The following is a 15,966-nucleotide window of genomic DNA, read 5'->3' as shown; positions in this document are numbered from 1 at the left end:
TAGCCCCATGGGATGACAGCTCAACACCCCGGCCTGAGACGCTACGGCACAGCGGCGATCGCGGAAGCGGCGGCGGAGATCGCGCGCGGCGGCATCGTCGCGGTGCCGACCGAGACGGTCTATGGCCTCGCCGCCGATGCGACCGATTCGCGCGCGGTGGCGCGCATCTATGCCGCCAAGGGGCGGCCGAGCTTCAACCCGCTGATCGTTCATGTCCCGGACCTCGCGGCGGCGGAGCGGATCGCGATATTCGATGATGTCGCGCGCGCGCTGGCGGCCAACTGGTGGCCGGGGCCGTTGACTTTGGTGTTGCCCGCGCGGCCCGATGCGGGGATCGCCGCGCTCGTCACCGCCGGGCTGGATACGATCGCGCTCCGGGTGCCGGCGCATCGCGCGATGCGGGCGCTGCTCGCCGCGACGGGCAAGCCGCTTGCCGCCCCATCCGCCAATGCGAGCAACAGCATCAGCCCGACGCGTGCAGAGCATGTCGCGGCGAGCCTTGGCGAACGGGTGCCGCTGATCGTCGATGATGGGGCGTGCCCGGCGGGGCTGGAATCGACCATCGTGATGCAGGGCCGCATCCTGCGCCCCGGCCCGATTTCCTCCGAACAATTGGGCTTGCCGCTGGCTGAAGCGGCGGGAAAGGTAACGGCGCCCGGCCAGCTCGCCACGCATTATGCGCCGGCCAAGCCGCTGCGGCTCGATGCGACTGGAGCAGAGGCCGGGGAATGGCTGATCGGCTTCGGCGCGGTCGAGGGCGACGACACATTGTCCGCATCCGGCGATCTCGTGGAGGCGGCGGCACGGCTGTTCGATGCGCTGCACCGCGCCGACGCCAGCAAGCCGGGCCGAATCGCGGTCGCGCCGGTGCCCGACGCGGGGATCGGCGCGGCGATCAACGACCGGCTGCGCCGCGCCGCGCATCGCTAGGAATGCTTCGTCATTCCCGCGGAGGCGGGAATCCATTCGCGCTGGCCTTGCGGCTGGAACTGGAACGATTGTGCTTATGGATTCCCGCCTTCGCGGGAATGACGGACGGGATCCATGCTATGTCACGACAGGTTAGAGGAGCGACATGACCTTCACGATCCGCACCGCGACCGAAGCCGATCTGCCCGCGCTGCGCGCCGTGATGGCGCTGGCGATCGACACGTTGCAACAGGGCTTCCTCTCGCCCGAGCAGATCGTCGCGAGCCGCGCGGTGATGGGGCTGGACACGCAATTGATCGCCGATCGCACCTATTTCATGGTCGAGGAAGATGGCGTGCTGGCCGGATGCGGCGGATGGAGCAACCGCGCGACGCTATATGGCGGCGATCACAGCGTGTCGCTGCGCCGGCCCGAATTGCTCGATCCGGCGCGCGATGCGGCGCGGGTGCGCGCGATGTACACCCATCCCGATTTCGCGCGGCGCGGCGTCGGGCGGCTGATCCTCGATCATTGCGAGCGGGTCGCGGCGGAAGCCGGGTTCGGCGCGATCGAGCTGATGGGCACGATGAGCGGACAGCCGCTCTATGCCGCCTGCGGCTATCGCCCGGTCGAGACGGTCACCGACGATGTTGACGGGGTGCCCGTGCCGCTCGTCAGGATGCGCAAGGAACTGACGAAATCCCGCGATTGAGCGCCACGAGGACGGCTCACTGATATCCCTTGCCGTTCCACTTGAAGACGACGTGCGCGTCGTCATAGCGAAGATCGTGCATCCCGCCATGGACCGTGGGGAGGATCACCACCCGCTCGACAAAATATGCCAGGTCGATCGGCTTGGCCGCATAGCCCTGCGGTGTCGCCAATATGGCATAGCCCGCGCACGCCGCCGCGCCGCAATAGCCGAAGCCGGGATCGTTGAACAGAACGAGCAGATCGGGGCGACCGTCGCCGTTCAGATCGCCATGGCCGATCGTGAAGCCCACCCGGTGACCGGATCTCTCGTAATCGCTCCACTCCTTCCCGAACGACCGCCCGAGCACGCTGCGGACGATCGCCGCCTCGGCAGCGGTCGGCTGCGCGTCGATCGCCGCGATCTGCGGATAATGGGGCGCCGCCGCCGCTGCCGGGGCAAAGCCCGACATGCCCAATGTCAGGGCGCCGAGCAGGTTGCGCATCGTCATCCTCTGTTACTCCTCGCTGACTGCTGCCGCTTTCGCGCGCGCCGCGAAGCTCTTGCGCAGCTTTTGCAGCTTGGGCGGGATCGAGGCGATGCAATAGGGATTGCGCTGGCCTTCCCCTTCCCAATAGCTCTGGTGATAATCCTCCGCCGGCCACCATTCGTCGGCATATTCGATGGTGGTGACGATCGGCTTGTCGTGATTGGCCTGCGTCCGCGCGATCGCCGCGTTGGCCTGCTCCTCCTGCATGTTGCTCATGGGGAAGATCGCGGAGCGATATTGCGTGCCGATGTCATTGCCCTGCCGGTTGAACTGCGTCGGATCGTGCGTCGCGAAGAAGATGTCGAGCAGGTCGGCATAACTCACCTGTGCGGAATCGAAGCCGACGCGGATCGCCTCGGCATGGCCGGTGTCTCCGCCGCACACTTGCTTGTATGTGGGGTTGGGCGCGGTGCCGCCGATATAGCCGCTCTCGACCGATTCCACCCCGATCACGTCGTTGAACACCGCTTCCGTGCACCAGAAGCAGCCACCGGCGAGCGTCGCATATTCGATCATGGGATGAGGTCTCCTTTGCGGCCAATGTAGTAAGCCGCTAACGCCCACGCAAAGGAGTGGCGGATGACATTCGACGGCAAGGTGATGGTGACAGGCGGCGCCGGCTATATCGGCAGCCATGCGGTGCTGGCGCTGCTCGACGCCGGATATGATGTGGTGGTGCTCGACAATCTCGTCACCGGCTTCGCCTGGGCGGTTGACCCCCGTGCGACGCTGATCGAGATGGCGGTGGAGGACGATCGCGTCCGTGATGTGCTCAGCGAACATCGCGTGCGCGCGATCCTGCATTTCGCCGGATCGGTAGTGGTGCCCGAATCGGTGAGCGATCCGCTCAAATATTATCGCAACAACACCGCTGCCTCGCGCAGCCTGATCGAGAGCGCGGTGGTGGCGGGCGTGCCGCATTTCATCTTCTCCTCCACCGCCGCGACTTATGGCACGCCGGACAAGGTGCCGGTGGCGGAAGGCGATCCGACCGTGCCGATCAATCCCTATGGCATGTCGAAGCTGATGACCGAGGCGATGCTGCGCGACGTGGCGACGGCGCATCCGATCAATTATTGCGTGCTACGCTATTTCAACGTCGCCGGCGCCGATCCGCAGGCGCGCAGCGGGCAATCGACGATCGGCGCGACTCACCTCATCAAGATCGCGGTGGAGGCGGCGACGGGCAAGCGCGCGCATGTCGGCGTGTTCGGCACCGATTTCCCCACCCGCGACGGCACGGGGGTGCGCGATTACATCCACGTCTCCGATCTCGCCGACGCGCATGTCGCGGCGCTGGGGCTGCTGATCGCGCGACCGGCGGACAGCCACACGCTCAACTGCGGCTATGGGCGCGGCTTCTCCGTGATGGAGGTGCTCGACGCGGTCGATCGCGTGACCAACATGAAAATCGAGCGCCGATTCGAGGGGCGTCGCGCGGGCGATCCGGCGGAACTGGTCGCGGATAACCGTGCGATCCTCAAGGCGTTGCCGTGGCGGCCGAAGCGCGACGACCTCGACGGGATCGTGCGCGACGCGCTGGCGTGGGAACGCAAGCTCGCGGGAATGGGCGAATGAGGCTGCGGTCGCTGCTGTTCGTCCCCGGCGACCGGCCCGAGCGGATGGAAAAGGCACTGGGGCTGGGGGCCGATGCGCTGATCCTCGATCTGGAGGATTCGGTGGCGCTCGCCAGCAAGGAGCGTGCGCGGCAGGCCGTGCGGGAATTCGTCGCGCGGGTGGCCGACGGGCCGGCGCTGTTCGTGCGGATCAACCCGCTCGATTCGGCGCTGGTGGCGGATGATCTCGCGGCGCTGGCGGGGCTGCCGGTCGCGGGGATCACCTTGCCCAAGGCCGAAGGCGGCGCGTCGGTCGATGATCTGTGCGCGCGGCTGGCGGGCGATTATGTCGTGCTGCCGATCGCGAGCGAAACGCCGCGCGCGGTGTTCGCGCTCGGCACTTATGGCGGTGCACGGCTCGCCGGGCTGACATGGGGGGCGGAGGATCTGCCCGCGGCGATCGGCGCGGCGACCGCGCGCGAGGCGGATGGCGGCTATACCGATCCCTATAAGGTGGTGCGCGCGCTCACCCTGTTCGGTGCGCACGCAGCGGGGGTGCCGGCGATCGAGACGGTCTATCCCGATTTCCGCGATCTCGACGGGCTTGCCGCTTATGCCGCGCGTGGGCGGCGCGATGGCTTCACCGGCATGATGGCGATCCACCCGAGCCAGATCGCGGTCATCAACGCAGCCTTCACCCCCTCGCCCGATGAGATAGTCCACGCCCGTGCGGTGGTGGCGGCGTTCGCGGCCAATCCGGGGGTAGGGGTGCTCCAGATCGACGGCAGGATGATCGACGCGCCGCATCTGAAGGCGGCGCGGCGGCTACTCGCGCTGGTGGATTAGACGCATCCGCGCTTTGGCCCCGATCGACCAGCAGCCGAGCGCCCATAACGTCCCGAAGCTCCACCCCGCGAGCACGTCGGACGGCCAGTGGACGCCGAGATATACACGGCTCAGCCCGATCGCAGCAACCAGCGTGCCCGCGATCAGCGCGATATAGAGCCGTGTCGCGTGACCGCGCGTCACTTGCGATACCAATGCCGCGATGGTGAGATAGACGATCGCGCTGTTCGCGGCATGGCCGCTCGGGAAGCTGTAGCCATTCGCCGCGACGATGTGGTCGACGATCTCGGGGCGGGGGCGGCTGAAGATCGTCTTGAGCACGTCCACCACCAGCGAGCCGATCGTCGTCGCCGCCACGACCAGCGCCGCGGTGAGCCACAGGCGGCGGACGAGCAGCAGCCCGGTGGTCGCGGCGACCACGAACGCCAGCACGGTTACGCCGCCCAGCGCGGTCACGTCGATCACCGCATGGCGCAGCCACATCGGCCCGGCCTCATGCAGCGCGAGGATGATCGCCCGATCGAAGCCGAACGGATGGCGCGTGACCAGCGCGCCCGCCGCCAGCGCGGCGATGATGGCGAGCGCGATCAGCCCGCCGCCCAGCATCAGCGGGCTGGGGTGGGCGACGCCGGGGGGCACCGGCTCCTCATGGTCGAGCAGGGGATCTTCGCGCATGGCGGCAGTTAAGGGCCGAAGTCCGCGCCGCTGGCAAGTCAGAACGCGGCGTGGAGCCTGAGCGCGAGGACGTTCACCGGCCCGCGATCGCGATTATAGCCGGGGTTGGCGATATGCTGCGCGTCGATCGTCGCCTCCAGCGCGGGGGTGAGGCGCGCGGCGTAGAACAATTCGGCGATCCGCTCCGCGCCCGCGTGCGGCAATCGCCCGTCGCCGACCAGCACGCCTATCCCCCCGGCATCGAGGAAACGGCGATGTTCCGCCGATATGCCGTTGGCGATCAGCGCGAGGCCGATGCGATCGTTCTGGCGCCGCCAGCGCGCGCCCCGCAGCACCGCGCCGATCTGCGCCGTGCGGTCGATGTCGGTGAAATCATAAGGCTCGATCGCGCCGTCGGCGATGCCGGCGCGCGCGAACAGGCCGAGATCGCCGGCGAGTTCCTGCTCCAGATTGAAATGCACGCCGAGCCGCGTCATCGGCCGCCGCGTCAGCGCCGGGTCGATCGCCGCGCCCGTCGCCTGTGCGAGCGCCAGCGCCTCGTCGAAGCGGCTGAACCGCCCGTGATTGCGGAACAATGTGACGCGCACCGCGCCCGGATGGCCGGCGATCGCGTGGCGATGCTCGATCTCGGCATCAATCTGATACTGGCTGAAATCGCGCTCCAGCGTTTCGCCATTGGGCACTTTGGACAGGTTGAACGCGCCGAGCCGCACGGCCCATGCGCCGCGATAGAGTTCCACCGCCGCGCCGGTGGAATAGCCCCAGGCATCGGCGGCATAATCGAACGTGCCAGCGCTCACCGCCGACCAGTTGAGAAAATCGCCGCGCGGATCATGGGCGTAGGCATTGGTGTCGAACACGTCGTCGACGCCGAACTTGCCGGCGGTGATGACGATGCGATCAGTGTCGCGCATCCCGCCGAGCTGGTTCGCGCCGGGCGCCATGGCCTCACGCGCGCCGCCCAGCCCGATCGTCTGGCGGATGAACAGGCGTTGCAGCCGGAAATAGGGGTTGGCCCGCCCCACCTTATACGCCTCCGCGCTGGGGAAACCCGCGATGCCGAGCGTGTCCGACAGGCCGAAGCCCTGATCCATTTCCGGATTGGCCCAGATTTCGGCGCCCGCCCACGGACGCGCGCCAATGAAGGCGGTGACATCGCCGGTTTCGCGCACCTGATGCGGCGCCAGGCTGTTCGCCCCGGAATAGGGCGCGGCGAATCCGCCCACGCCCTGCACGACGAAGCTGGCCTGCCCGTGGACCGCCCAATCCTGCGTCGGCTGGTCGGTGGTCTGCGCGGCGGCGGGAGGCACGAGCGCGGCAAGGCAGCCGGCGGCTGCCGTGAAAATTGAAATTCTGGTCATTGCGACTTCCATCGGGTTCGTGATGAGCCCGAGGAGGAGCGCGCGGTCAGGCGTCGTGCCGACCGTTGCGAACCGCCACCGGGCCGGGAGCGATCGGGGGCAGCGAAGCGCGGCTTCTACTGTCTCCGTCGCCCGACAACGGGCTAGATCGGGGCATTGGGTTCAGGCGTCCTTGTGGCGAGTCGGGATTGGCTCAATGGCGGCGCTCATACTCCGGGAAAATGACAGATCAACCCGCCATCGCGCGCGCACCTCAATCGCGCAGCCGTTCGGAAAGGAAGGCGATCAGCGCCTCCACCCGCGCGGGGCGCAACGGACTGGGCGGGGTGAGCAGGTGCAGGCCGACCGGGGCCGGGCGCCAATCGGGCAGGATCTCGATCACCTGCCCGCTGGCCAGCGCATCGCCGAGGATGAAATCCGGCAGCCGCGCGATGCCCAGCCCGGCGAGCAATGCCGGCATCAGTGCGTCGCCGCTATTGGCGGCGAGCGGCCCTTCCGCGCGCACCACCACCTCCGCGCCGCCTGGCCCGCGAAAGCGCCAAGGGCCGGTGACGTTGGTATAGCCGAGCAGCCGGTGCTCGCCGAGTTCGCCCGGATGGTGCGGCGTGCCGTGGCGCGCCAGATAGGCGGGCGCGGCGACGATATGGCTGGCGATCGCGCACAGCCGCCGCGCGCGGAGCGAACTGTCCGGCAGGTCCGCGATGCGCAGCGCGATATCGAAGCCCTCCGCGACGATATCGACACGCGCGTCGGATAGCGCGAGTTCGATCTCTATCCCCGGATGCAGGCCAAGAAATTCCGCGATCAGCGGCGCGACATTGCTGACTCCGAAAGTCATCGGCGCGGCGAGCCGCACGCGCCCGGCGGGAGCGGCGGCGGCGTCGTGCGCGGCTTCCTCTGCCGCCACCGCCTCCGCCAGCATCCGCCGCGCACGTTCGGCGAGCGGCTTGCCCGCCTCGGTCAGCGTCAGGCGGCGCGAGGTGCGGTGGAACAAGGATTGGCCGAGCGACGCCTCCAGCCGCGCGACCGTCTTGGAGACGGTCGCCTTGGATACGCCGATCGCGATCGCCGCCGCGCTGAACGAGCCGTGATCGACGACGGTGGCGAAGGTCGCCCAGCCTTCAAGATCGGGTAACCGCATCTTATGCTCCATTTTGGAAACGATCCGTTTCATTCGTTTCCGTTTTCGCGATCATCGCGCCGGCCTATCTTCCGGTCAAGCAATGGAGGTTGCCATGACCGACACACTGACAAAGGCCAATAGCGGCATCGAACGCCGCCCGTTCGAAAGCCTGGGCCACGCCAATCACGGCTGGCTCGATGCCCGTCATCATTTCTCGTTCGCCGATTATTACGATCCCGCCCGGATGGGCTGGGGCGCGATCCGCGTGTGGAACGATGATCTGATCGCCCCGCAGAACGGCTTCCCGCCGCATCCGCATCGCGACATGGAGATCATCACCTATGTTCGCACCGGCGCGATCACCCATCAGGATTCGATGGGCAATCGCGGCCGCACCGCGGCTGGCGACGTGCAGGTGATGAGCGCTGGCTCGGGCGTCCGCCACGCCGAATATAATCTGGAGGATGAGCCGACCACCTTGTTCCAGATCTGGATCATGCCGCGCGCGAGTGGCGGCAGCCCGAGTTGGGGCGCCAAGCCGTTTCCCAAAGGGGATCGTTCGGGCCGTTTCGTCACGCTGGCGAGCGGGTTTGCCGAGGACGCGGGCGCGCTGCCGATCCGCGCCGACGCCCGTGTGATGGGCGCGACGCTGAAGGCCGGCGAGACGGTCAGCTATGATCTGGGCGAGGGGCGCCATGCCTATCTCGTCCCCGCCACCGGGCGGATCGAGATCAATGGCGAGGCGTTCGGGGCGCGAGACGGCGCGGCGCTGTCTGGTGGCCGCAGCTTCACGATCACCGCCGAGGAGGATGCGGAGCTTGTGCTCGTCGATTCCGAATAATTCCTTCCCCCGCCGCCCGGCCTTCCCCCGCCGGGCGGCACCCCCTTTCCCGATGGGAGCAATGTGATGACCAAGGTTCTCGTTCTTTATTATTCGTCCTACGGCCATATCGAGCAGATGGCCGACGCGGTGGCCGAGGGCGCGCGTTCCGCTGGTGCGGAGGTTCATATTCGCCGTGTCGCCGAAACCGCGCCGCCGGAGGTGGTGAAGGCCGCGCATTTCAAGACCGATACCGCGCATCCCGTGATCGAGGGGCCGGAGGCGCTGCTCGATTATGACGCGATCATCGTCGGCGCGCCGACCCGCTATGGCCGGATGCCAAGCCAGATGGCGGCGTTCTGGGATACGACCGGCGGCATCTGGATGCGTGGCGGGCTGATCGGCAAGGTTGGCGGCGCTTTCACCTCCACCGCCAGCCAGCACGGCGGTCAGGAAACGACATTATTCTCGATCATCACCAACCTGCTGCATCAGGGGATGACGATCATAGGGCTCGATTACGGCTTCACCGAGCAGATGGGCGTAGACAAGGTGCGCGGCGGCTCGCCTTATGGCGCGACGACGATCGCCAATGGCGACGGCAGCCGCCAGCCCGGCGCGGAGGAACTGGACGGCGCGCGCTATCAGGGCCGCCGCATCGCCGAGACCGCCGCGAAGCTGAAGGGATGAAGTCGTTCGCCGGTGCGTCGTTCAGCGCACCGGCGCCGCATTTTCGAGGACATCGCCATGAATACCCAGCCCGCATTGTTCGTCTCTCACGGATCGCCGATGATCGTTGCCGAGCCGAGCGCGGCGCGCGATTTCCTGAGCGGGCTGGGCGCAACGCTGGCGCGGCCGGACGCCATCGTCATGCTCTCAGCGCACTATGACATGCCCGGCGCGGTGGTGACCACCGCCGCGCATCCGGGGACGATCCACGATTTCGGGGGCTTTCCAGACGAACTCTATCGTCTGCGCTATCCCGCGCCCGGCGCGCCGGCGCTCGCCGAGCGCGTCGCCGCGCTGGTCGAGGGGGCGGGCGTTCCGGTGCGGGCCGATCCGGTGCGCGGATTCGATCATGGCGCGTGGGTGCCGCTGCTGCTTGGCTGGCCGGCGGCGGATATCCCGGTCGTCCAGCTCTCGATCAGTACGGCCCATGGCGCGGACTGGCATTATCGCATTGGCCGCGCGTTGGCGCCGCTGCGCGCGGAGAACGTGCTGGTGATCGGATCGGGCAGCATGACGCATAACCTGCGCGAGGTGTTCGCCGGGCGCCGGACGGTCGATTCACCGACACCCGAATGGGTGAGCGCGTTCGCCGACTGGATACATGATCGGCTGGCCGCTGGAGACACGCCGGCGGTGCTCGATGCGATCGCGCTTGGCCCGAACGGGCATCGCAACCATCCGACGCCGGATCACTTCCTGCCGCTCCCCGGTGCGCTTGGCGCGGGTGGGGAGGGCGCGCGGGCGAGCAGGCTCCACCACAGCTACACTTATGGCGTGCTGGCGATGGACGCTTATTCCTTCGCCTGAGCCTGTGTCGCGCCGCCCGGCGTGGCGGCAAGCCTGTCAATGAGCGCCGGATCGGCCGGAAATTCGCGCCGGGCGCGCGCGAAGATGAAGCGCGCGCGTGCCGCGCCCGGCTCGTCGGCGCTCGTCCCCACCCAGCGCCAGTGCCACGGTTCCCATTTCACGCGCTGGCTGTTGCCCGGCGGGAAGGACAGTTCGAAGCCGAAGCGCGGCGCGTTTTCGCGCAGCCAGCGGAAGGCGGGCTTGGCCGCCATGCACGCCTCGGCATCGCGGCAGCCGTCGGTCGGGCGCACCGTGAAATCGAGCGCATAGCCGGTGCCATGCTCGCTATGTCCCGGCGGCGCGACGGAGATCGAGCGATCGCCGTCGCTCGCCTCGGCGCGCGGCTTGCAGAAGGTCGCCTCCTGCGATTCGATCGAGCGATGGCAGGACAGCGCATAGAGCTGCCCCTCCACCGCCGGATCGCCCGCCGCCGCCGCGAGCAGCCGTTGCAACGCCGCCATCGCCTCCGGTCGCAGCCGACATGTGCCGAGGATCGCCACCCCCGGCGGGGCCGTGACGAGATCGCGATCCGGCACGTCGCCATAAGGCAGATGCCCCAGCGCGCGCCCGTCGGCAGCGACGCTGGCGCTCGTCCCGCCGCAGACCTGCGCCTCCACCGGCGCGGCGAGCAGTGACAGGATCAGGAACAAGGGGCGCAGATTCATGCGGCTTTCTCTGGCCTCCGCGCGCCCTTGGTGGCAAGGGGCGCGTCATGCTGGGCGACCGGGTGCTCTTCCTCGACGGCGAGGCGTTGGTAATCGACAAACCCGCGGGGTTGCCGGTCGATCGGCCGCGCGATGGCTCGATCAGCCTCGAGAATCATCTCGACAGCCTGACCTTCGGCTTCCGCCGCTGGCCGCAGGCGGTGCATCGCCTCGATCGCGACACGAGCGGCTGTCTGCTTCTTTCGCGCAACCCAAAGGCCCACGCCCGTTTGCAACAGGCGTTTGAGGCGGGGGCGGTGATGAAGCGTTATATCGCGGTGCTCGATGGCGTGCCCGAGAGCGAGGCGGGCGAGATAGACCTGCCGCTGGGCAAGGTATCGACGCGCGAAAAGGGCTGGCGGATGACCACCGATCCGAAGGGAAAGCCTGCGCGCACCGCCTGGCGGCTGCTCGATACCCGCGATGGCCGCGCGCTCGTCGAATTCCGCCCGGCGACCGGGCGCACGCATCAGATCCGCGTCCACGCGCTCGAAGGGCTCGGCCACGCGGTGACCGGCGACCCGTTCTACGGCACCCCCCATCCAGCCGGAATGATGCTCCACGCCATCGAACTGATCGTGCCGCGCGCCGGCAAGGCGGATGTCGCGGCAACAGCGCCATGGCCCGAGCGTTTCGTGAGCGCGGGGTTCGACGCGCCAGCCGCATGAAGCGGCGTTATTCTCGTGGTTTCGCGCGCCCGGCCTTGATATCGCCCCGCGCTTTCTTGCCCTCGACCCGCCGTTTTTGAGAGCCCTTGGTCGGTTTGGTCGGGCGGCGTTTCTTGGGGACGACGAGTGCCTGATTGACCAGTTCGATCAGCCGCGCGCGTACCTCCGCGCGATTGTCATATTGCGATCGCGAGCCTTCCGCGCGCAGGATCAGCACGCCGTCGCTGGTCATCCGCGAGCCGGCGAGATGCGCGAGCCTGTATTTGACGCTTACCGGCAAAGGGGCGGCCACCAGATCGAACCGCAGGATCACCGCGCTGTCCGTCGTGTTGACGTGCTGGCCGCCCGCCCCGCCGGAACGCGTGGCGGATTCCTCGATCTCGATTTCCAGACGATGGTTGACGCGCAGCAGCATGGCGCGGGCTGGTAGCAGTTTGGCCGCTTGGCTGCCATCCGCGCGGGTGTGGCTGGATTGATCGGGCGGGCCGCCCTAGATCGGGTGCATGTATCAATTCGATATCGCCGCCGGATCGAAGGCGGAACTGTACCGCGAACTCACGCGCGCGCTGGACGCGATGACCGCGAATGAGCCGGATGCGATCGCCAATATGGCCAACGCCGCCGCGTTGCTGTGGCAATATCTGCCCGATCTCAACTGGGCGGGCTTCTATCGCATGATCGGGGACGAACTGGTGCTTGGCCCGTTTCAGGGCAAGCCGGCGTGCATCCGCATTCCGCTTGGCAAGGGCGTGTGCGGCGCGGCGGCGAGCACGCGGGCGACGCAATTGGTGGAGGACGTGAACGCCTTCGCCGGGCATATCGCGTGCGACGTGGCGAGCGCGTCCGAACTCGTCGTGCCGATCGTGTTCGCCGGGCGGCTGATCGGGGTGCTCGATCTCGACAGTCCCAATGTCGGACGGTTCGATGCCGAGGATGCGGCGGGGTGCGAGGTGCTGGTGGCGCTGATCGCGGAGCGTATCGCCTGATCCGATTCGGGACAGTGCCCGTGCTGGAGACTCCCCCGGCGGGATGGTAAGCAATCCGTCAGGGATTGCCTGATCGTTGCGGCTTGAAAACAGGGAGAAATGACATGCGCACGCTGATCCTGTCGGTCGCCGCGCTGACGCTTCTTGGCACCGCCGGGGTAGCCAGCGCCCAGCGCGTCGCGGTGCCGGGGCCGGGCGGCCCTGCCGGGGACTGGCATGGCGTACCGCCAGCGCCGCTCCATCATCCCCGGCGCGAAAGCCGCTGGGGTGGGCGGGTTGACGGGCGTTGGTGGGGCGGGGCCGGGGCGCCGGGCGGCTGGCGGGCCTATCGTCAGCCGACGCGTGGCCGCGTTCTGCCGTCTTATTGGGTCGCGCCCGATTGGTATGTCGGCGATTGGCGCGGCTATGGATTGCCGCAGCCGCCCTATGGCTACAATTGGTCGCGTTACTACGACGATGCGGTGCTGATCGACACGCGTGGCCGCGTCTATGATTGGGTTGCGGGGGTGGACTGGGATCGCCTCGACGGGCCGGGCCTGGATGCAGGTTATTATGGAGAGCAGCCGTTGCCGCCGCCCAGCGTCGTGCGCAGCCCGGATGGAACGACGGTGGTGACGACGAGTACCACCGGCACGACGCCGGGCTATTACGCCGACGGCTATTATTATCCCGCCCCCACGATCACGACGGTTACCATCCGGAAGGAGCGAATGGGGCCTGCGATCGCCAGCGATACAGTCACCTATACGCCAAGGCCCGCGCATCGAGCAACGCGCAGACACAAGCCGCGGCGGCGCTGAAAACGCGCCCCGCCCGCTGCCGAGGCGAGGCGCGATCCCGTCATTTGCCGATCGTGCGGCTCTGGGCATTTTCCTCGGCATTCAACTGGCGCTGCTCGGCGCGCGTGATGTACCCGCCATTGGCGCGCGCATCGGCATGATCCTGCCGCATGATCGCGCGATCGGTGGCGCGATCGGCGCGGGCCTGCGCGCCGGTGATCTCGCCTTCGCGCCGCTCGTGATTGATGCGCGCGATCTGGTGATGTGCGCGCTTCAGCACCTCGTGCTGGCGCGGATGATGGCGCCCCCAGCGTGTTTCAGCGGAGGCGGCGGTGCTGAGCCCGGCAATTGCGCCAAGCGCGCAGGCGATCATGGCGATCCGTGACGTGTTCATGTGAATTCCTTTCGCTCAAGGCATCCACTCCCGTCCGATCGTTCTGCCGAATCGCAACTGAACGATCGTTGAAAAGCCTGGTCAGCCGCGCTTCAGGTTGATCGCGCGCGTCACTTTGCCGGCGCGCGCCCGCCGAATGAGACGATGCTCTCCGCGCCATCCGCGCCGATCGCGGACACGCCGATGAAGTGATCGTCAACCGGCACCTCCTTCAGCACCATATCGGTCGCGCCGGTCACGTCGCGCGAATCGGTCCAGTCCTGTTGGTCGGCGCGGCGCCAGTGGATGCGATAACCGTGCGCGCCCGGCACCGGCGACCAGGTGACCCGCGTGTCCAGCCCCAGCGCGCCGGCGAGCGAGACGCTGGCCGGTGCCGCCGGTGCCGCCGCGAGTCGCGCCAGCGTGGCGACGTTGATCGCGGTCACCTTCGCGAGATAATCGAAATCCATGCCGTCGACCGTGTCGCCATAGGCGCGACCGTTCTCGGTGCGCAGATCCTGATGCTGGCGATCCCAATTCTCCACCGCGACGGTGAAGCGCACCGCCGGATAGCCTTCACGCAGGAAGGGTTCGTGATCGCCGCCGCGCCCGAAGCGATCGGGCCGACGATCGAGGAAGGCGTTGAATCCGCCCGGAAGGGCGCCCGCGACACCCCGGATCGCCTTCGCCAGCGCGCGGCTCGGCCCATCATCCTCGCCGCCGATCGCGCGGCGCTCCATCTGCTCGGCGAGGTTTTCGCTCGAACGGATGCCTTCGGAGAAAACCCGGACGCGATCGGCGACCTTCACCCCGCCCTGGCCGACCGAATTGCCGACGATATCGTTGTTGAGCATCGCATCGACCTGCCAGCCGCGCGCCTTGGCGGTCTGCGCCAGCAGGGTGGCGCCCAACAGCCCCTGTTCCTCACCGGAGAAAGCGACATAGACGATATTGGCGGCGAATTTCTCCTTCGACAGGATGCGCGCCGCCTCCATCACCAGCGCGACGCCGGAGGCATCGTCGTTCGCGCCCGGCGCATCTGCGGTGACGTTCATCACATCGGTTACGCGGCTGTCGATGTGGGCGCCGATGATGATGAAGCGGTTGGGGTCTGTGCCCTTCTGGATGCCGAGAATGTCCTCGATTACCACGCCATTGGGCGCACGCGGGACGACGAAGCGGCGGGACAAGCGCTCTACGGTGATGCATCCGCCACATTGCCTTGACAGCGCGACGAACTCGCCCGCCACCCAGTTGCGCGCCGCGCCGATCCCGCGCCGGGGATCGGTGGCGGATGAGAGCGAATGCCGTGTCCCGAACGAAACGAGCTTTTCCACCGTGCCGCGCAGCCGCTCGGGCGATGGCGCATCGCGCGCGGCGGCGGGGGTGGCGATCAGCGTGGCGGCGGCGAGGGGCAGGAGAATGCGCATCCGCGGACGGTGGCGCGGCGCGCGCGTTCAGGCAAGCCGCATCATCCGGGAATCAACTGAGCCGGTCGATCGCGGCCTGATCGAGATTGCCGGGGATTATCATCAGCGGGACGGACAACAGGCTGAGATCGGCGGCGAAATGCGCGACAAGCGGGCCGGGCGCGCCATTGTTCGCGGCGCCCAGCACCAGCGCGGAGATATCGGGATTCGCTGCGAGCACCTCGCGGATGATCTTTCGCCCGTCGCCCTGCCGCACGGTGATCGACGGGCGCAGGCCCGATTCCTCGATCAACGTGCCGGCGGCCTTCGCCACCAGCCCCTCGGCGTGGAGCCGCGCCTCCTCCTCGATCGTCGCCTGCACGCCGCCGAAGGCGATGAACTCCTGCTTGGGCACCAGCGCGAGTATTTCGACGCCGCCCCCCGTCTTCACCGCCCGCCGCGCGGCGAAGCGCAGCGCGATTTCCGCCTCCGGCGTATCGTCGATCACGGTCAGATAGATGCGCATGACCAATGCCCCCCAATGCGATCGGTTATCGGCCCATGGGCTTGACCGCGCAAGGGTGCGGCGCGAGAGACGATCGGAACTACCCACCGTTCCTCGGGGAATTGAATGCCGATCGAGATCAAAATGCCCGCGCTCTCGCCAACGATGGAGGAGGGCACGCTCGCCAAATGGCTGGTGAAGGAAGGCGATACGGTCAGGGCCGGCGACCTGATGGCCGAGATCGAGACCGACAAGGCGACGATGGAATTCGAGGCCGTGGACGAAGGCACCGTGGAGAAGATCCTTGTCGCCGAGGGCGCCGATGGCGTGAAGGTCGGCACGGTCATTCTGCTCCTGTCGGGCGAGGGTGAAGTGGCGCCCGCGAAAGCGCCTGCGAAACAGGATGCGCCGAAGAAGGAAGCCGCGCCCGCCGCTC

Annotated in this window: 21 protein-coding genes; 11 read left to right on the top strand and 10 right to left on the bottom strand. The window is 67.7% G+C overall.

The window, feature by feature from the left end; all coding sequences use genetic code 11:
- The first annotated feature begins 12 nt into the window (after positions 1–12).
- Together Q0316_RS04615 and Q0316_RS04610 are read left to right on the top strand one after the other, a co-directional pair.
- On the top strand, positions 13–930 hold the full coding sequence (locus tag Q0316_RS04615) for an L-threonylcarbamoyladenylate synthase (protein WP_298670267.1): 918 nt from the start codon (positions 13–15) through the stop codon (positions 928–930).
- Between the two features lie 145 nt (positions 931–1,075).
- The gene (locus tag Q0316_RS04610; RefSeq protein WP_298670265.1) at positions 1,076–1,621 is read left to right on the top strand and encodes a GNAT family N-acetyltransferase; all 546 of its coding nucleotides are present in this window, start codon (positions 1,076–1,078) and stop codon (positions 1,619–1,621) included.
- 16 nt (positions 1,622–1,637) lie between these two features.
- On the opposite strand, the gene Q0316_RS04605 is transcribed toward Q0316_RS04610, so the two are convergent.
- Both Q0316_RS04605 and msrA read right to left on the bottom strand, forming a co-directional pair.
- Entirely contained in the window at positions 1,638–2,111 is a 474-nt protein-coding gene (locus Q0316_RS04605; protein WP_298670263.1) for a hypothetical protein, read from the bottom strand.
- A gap of 6 nt (positions 2,112–2,117) precedes the next feature.
- On the bottom strand, positions 2,118–2,666 hold the full coding sequence (gene msrA / locus Q0316_RS04600) for a peptide-methionine (S)-S-oxide reductase MsrA (RefSeq protein ID WP_298670261.1): 549 nt from the start codon (positions 2,664–2,666) through the stop codon (positions 2,118–2,120).
- A gap of 63 nt (positions 2,667–2,729) precedes the next feature.
- On the opposite strand from msrA, the gene galE reads away from it, so the two are divergent.
- Both galE and Q0316_RS04590 read left to right on the top strand, forming a co-directional pair.
- The gene (gene galE, locus Q0316_RS04595) at positions 2,730–3,728 is read left to right on the top strand and encodes a UDP-glucose 4-epimerase GalE (protein WP_298670259.1); all 999 of its coding nucleotides are present in this window, start codon (positions 2,730–2,732) and stop codon (positions 3,726–3,728) included.
- On the top strand, positions 3,725–4,552 hold the full coding sequence (locus tag Q0316_RS04590) for a CoA ester lyase (protein WP_298670257.1): 828 nt from the start codon (positions 3,725–3,727) through the stop codon (positions 4,550–4,552). The genes galE and Q0316_RS04590 overlap by 4 nt, the downstream gene beginning before the upstream one ends.
- Here Q0316_RS04590 and Q0316_RS04585 read toward each other — a convergent pair.
- The 3 genes from Q0316_RS04585 to Q0316_RS04575 all read right to left on the bottom strand — a co-directional run bounded on the left by Q0316_RS04585 (position 4,532) and on the right by Q0316_RS04575 (position 7,729).
- Positions 4,532–5,227: a phosphatase PAP2 family protein gene (locus tag Q0316_RS04585; RefSeq protein WP_298670256.1), complete on the bottom strand. Its 696-nt coding sequence runs from the start codon at positions 5,225–5,227 to the stop codon at positions 4,532–4,534. The two genes, Q0316_RS04590 and Q0316_RS04585, sit on opposite strands and share 21 nt — an antisense overlap.
- A gap of 38 nt (positions 5,228–5,265) precedes the next feature.
- Complete coding sequence (locus Q0316_RS04580; protein WP_298670254.1) at positions 5,266–6,588, bottom strand: carbohydrate porin; 1,323 nt, start codon at positions 6,586–6,588, stop codon at positions 5,266–5,268.
- Positions 6,589–6,841: 253 nt separating this feature from the next.
- Positions 6,842–7,729 (bottom strand): LysR family transcriptional regulator, encoded by an 888-nt coding sequence (locus Q0316_RS04575; RefSeq protein ID WP_298670252.1) that lies wholly within the window; start codon positions 7,727–7,729, stop codon positions 6,842–6,844.
- 94 nt (positions 7,730–7,823) lie between these two features.
- Between Q0316_RS04575 and Q0316_RS04570 the strand changes: the two genes are divergently transcribed.
- The 3 genes from Q0316_RS04570 to Q0316_RS04560 all read left to right on the top strand — a co-directional run bounded on the left by Q0316_RS04570 (position 7,824) and on the right by Q0316_RS04560 (position 10,067).
- Positions 7,824–8,552: a pirin family protein gene (locus Q0316_RS04570; protein ID WP_298670250.1), complete on the top strand. Its 729-nt coding sequence runs from the start codon at positions 7,824–7,826 to the stop codon at positions 8,550–8,552.
- Positions 8,553–8,618: 66 nt separating this feature from the next.
- Positions 8,619–9,221: an NAD(P)H:quinone oxidoreductase gene (wrbA, locus tag Q0316_RS04565; protein ID WP_298670226.1), complete on the top strand. Its 603-nt coding sequence runs from the start codon at positions 8,619–8,621 to the stop codon at positions 9,219–9,221.
- A 57-nt stretch (positions 9,222–9,278) separates the two neighbouring features.
- A complete protein-coding gene (locus tag Q0316_RS04560) occupies positions 9,279–10,067 on the top strand; it encodes a class III extradiol ring-cleavage dioxygenase (protein WP_298670224.1) in 789 nt (262 codons plus the stop codon).
- Here the strand turns inward: Q0316_RS04560 and Q0316_RS04555 are convergent.
- A complete protein-coding gene (locus Q0316_RS04555; RefSeq protein WP_298670222.1) occupies positions 10,052–10,771 on the bottom strand; it encodes a M15 family metallopeptidase in 720 nt (239 codons plus the stop codon). The two genes, Q0316_RS04560 and Q0316_RS04555, sit on opposite strands and share 16 nt — an antisense overlap.
- Before the next feature lie 47 nt (positions 10,772–10,818).
- On the opposite strand from Q0316_RS04555, the gene Q0316_RS04550 reads away from it, so the two are divergent.
- Positions 10,819–11,478 carry an RluA family pseudouridine synthase gene (locus Q0316_RS04550; protein ID WP_298670220.1) on the top strand — a complete coding sequence of 220 codons (660 nt, stop codon included), beginning with the start codon at positions 10,819–10,821 and terminating at the stop codon, positions 11,476–11,478.
- A 7-nt stretch (positions 11,479–11,485) separates the two neighbouring features.
- On the opposite strand, the gene arfB is transcribed toward Q0316_RS04550, so the two are convergent.
- Positions 11,486–11,857 (bottom strand): alternative ribosome rescue aminoacyl-tRNA hydrolase ArfB, encoded by a 372-nt coding sequence (arfB, locus tag Q0316_RS04545; protein WP_367179633.1) that lies wholly within the window; start codon positions 11,855–11,857, stop codon positions 11,486–11,488.
- A gap of 124 nt (positions 11,858–11,981) precedes the next feature.
- On the opposite strand from arfB, the gene Q0316_RS04540 reads away from it, so the two are divergent.
- Together Q0316_RS04540 and Q0316_RS04535 are read left to right on the top strand one after the other, a co-directional pair.
- Positions 11,982–12,464 (top strand): GAF domain-containing protein, encoded by a 483-nt coding sequence (locus Q0316_RS04540; protein ID WP_298670216.1) that lies wholly within the window; start codon positions 11,982–11,984, stop codon positions 12,462–12,464.
- 104 nt (positions 12,465–12,568) lie between these two features.
- Positions 12,569–13,264 (top strand): RcnB family protein, encoded by a 696-nt coding sequence (locus Q0316_RS04535; RefSeq protein WP_298670214.1) that lies wholly within the window; start codon positions 12,569–12,571, stop codon positions 13,262–13,264.
- A 40-nt stretch (positions 13,265–13,304) separates the two neighbouring features.
- On the opposite strand, the gene Q0316_RS04530 is transcribed toward Q0316_RS04535, so the two are convergent.
- From Q0316_RS04530 to Q0316_RS04520, 3 genes are all read right to left on the bottom strand, one after another.
- Positions 13,305–13,637, bottom strand: coding sequence for a hypothetical protein (locus tag Q0316_RS04530; protein ID WP_298670212.1), 333 nt, complete (start codon positions 13,635–13,637; stop codon positions 13,305–13,307).
- A 110-nt stretch (positions 13,638–13,747) separates the two neighbouring features.
- Positions 13,748–15,046 (bottom strand): M20/M25/M40 family metallo-hydrolase, encoded by a 1,299-nt coding sequence (locus Q0316_RS04525; RefSeq protein ID WP_298670210.1) that lies wholly within the window; start codon positions 15,044–15,046, stop codon positions 13,748–13,750.
- Positions 15,047–15,098: 52 nt separating this feature from the next.
- Complete coding sequence (locus Q0316_RS04520) at positions 15,099–15,551, bottom strand: universal stress protein (protein ID WP_298670208.1); 453 nt, start codon at positions 15,549–15,551, stop codon at positions 15,099–15,101.
- A 105-nt stretch (positions 15,552–15,656) separates the two neighbouring features.
- Here Q0316_RS04520 and Q0316_RS04515 point away from each other — a divergent pair.
- On the top strand, positions 15,657–15,966 hold a 310-nt coding region (locus Q0316_RS04515), incomplete at its 3' end, for a biotin/lipoyl-containing protein (protein WP_298670206.1).

Origin of the sequence: uncultured Sphingomonas sp., assembly GCF_937871615.1 — a bacterium.
Classification (GTDB): domain Bacteria; phylum Pseudomonadota; class Alphaproteobacteria; order Sphingomonadales; family Sphingomonadaceae; genus Sphingomonas.
This window is presented reverse-complemented; position numbering and strand designations above follow the sequence as displayed.

What these genes read in the sequence shown, in the direction of transcription:
- Q0316_RS04605 (WP_298670263.1), bottom strand. Translation starts at nt 2,111, where the DNA reads ATGACGATGCGCAACCTGCTCGGCGCCCTGACATTGGGCATGTCGGGC.
- Q0316_RS04560 (WP_298670224.1), top strand. Translation starts at nt 9,279, where the DNA reads ATGAATACCCAGCCCGCATTGTTCGTCTCTCACGGATCGCCGATGATC.
- Q0316_RS04585 (WP_298670256.1), bottom strand. Translation starts at nt 5,227, where the DNA reads ATGCGCGAAGATCCCCTGCTCGACCATGAGGAGCCGGTGCCCCCCGGC.
- Q0316_RS04570 (WP_298670250.1), top strand. Translation starts at nt 7,824, where the DNA reads ATGACCGACACACTGACAAAGGCCAATAGCGGCATCGAACGCCGCCCG.
- wrbA (WP_298670226.1), top strand. Translation starts at nt 8,619, where the DNA reads ATGACCAAGGTTCTCGTTCTTTATTATTCGTCCTACGGCCATATCGAG.
- Q0316_RS04540 (WP_298670216.1), top strand. Translation starts at nt 11,982, where the DNA reads ATGTATCAATTCGATATCGCCGCCGGATCGAAGGCGGAACTGTACCGC.
- Q0316_RS04590 (WP_298670257.1), top strand. Translation starts at nt 3,725, where the DNA reads ATGAGGCTGCGGTCGCTGCTGTTCGTCCCCGGCGACCGGCCCGAGCGG.
- Q0316_RS04535 (WP_298670214.1), top strand. Translation starts at nt 12,569, where the DNA reads ATGCGCACGCTGATCCTGTCGGTCGCCGCGCTGACGCTTCTTGGCACC.
- Q0316_RS04615 (WP_298670267.1), top strand. Translation starts at nt 13, where the DNA reads ATGACAGCTCAACACCCCGGCCTGAGACGCTACGGCACAGCGGCGATC.
- galE (WP_298670259.1), top strand. Translation starts at nt 2,730, where the DNA reads ATGACATTCGACGGCAAGGTGATGGTGACAGGCGGCGCCGGCTATATC.
- Q0316_RS04580 (WP_298670254.1), bottom strand. Translation starts at nt 6,588, where the DNA reads ATGACCAGAATTTCAATTTTCACGGCAGCCGCCGGCTGCCTTGCCGCG.
- msrA (WP_298670261.1), bottom strand. Translation starts at nt 2,666, where the DNA reads ATGATCGAATATGCGACGCTCGCCGGTGGCTGCTTCTGGTGCACGGAA.
- Q0316_RS04525 (WP_298670210.1), bottom strand. Translation starts at nt 15,046, where the DNA reads ATGCGCATTCTCCTGCCCCTCGCCGCCGCCACGCTGATCGCCACCCCC.
- Q0316_RS04530 (WP_298670212.1), bottom strand. Translation starts at nt 13,637, where the DNA reads ATGAACACGTCACGGATCGCCATGATCGCCTGCGCGCTTGGCGCAATT.
- Q0316_RS04555 (WP_298670222.1), bottom strand. Translation starts at nt 10,771, where the DNA reads ATGAATCTGCGCCCCTTGTTCCTGATCCTGTCACTGCTCGCCGCGCCG.
- Q0316_RS04520 (WP_298670208.1), bottom strand. Translation starts at nt 15,551, where the DNA reads ATGCGCATCTATCTGACCGTGATCGACGATACGCCGGAGGCGGAAATC.
- Q0316_RS04550 (WP_298670220.1), top strand. Translation starts at nt 10,819, where the DNA reads ATGCTGGGCGACCGGGTGCTCTTCCTCGACGGCGAGGCGTTGGTAATC.
- Q0316_RS04575 (WP_298670252.1), bottom strand. Translation starts at nt 7,729, where the DNA reads ATGCGGTTACCCGATCTTGAAGGCTGGGCGACCTTCGCCACCGTCGTC.
- Q0316_RS04610 (WP_298670265.1), top strand. Translation starts at nt 1,076, where the DNA reads ATGACCTTCACGATCCGCACCGCGACCGAAGCCGATCTGCCCGCGCTG.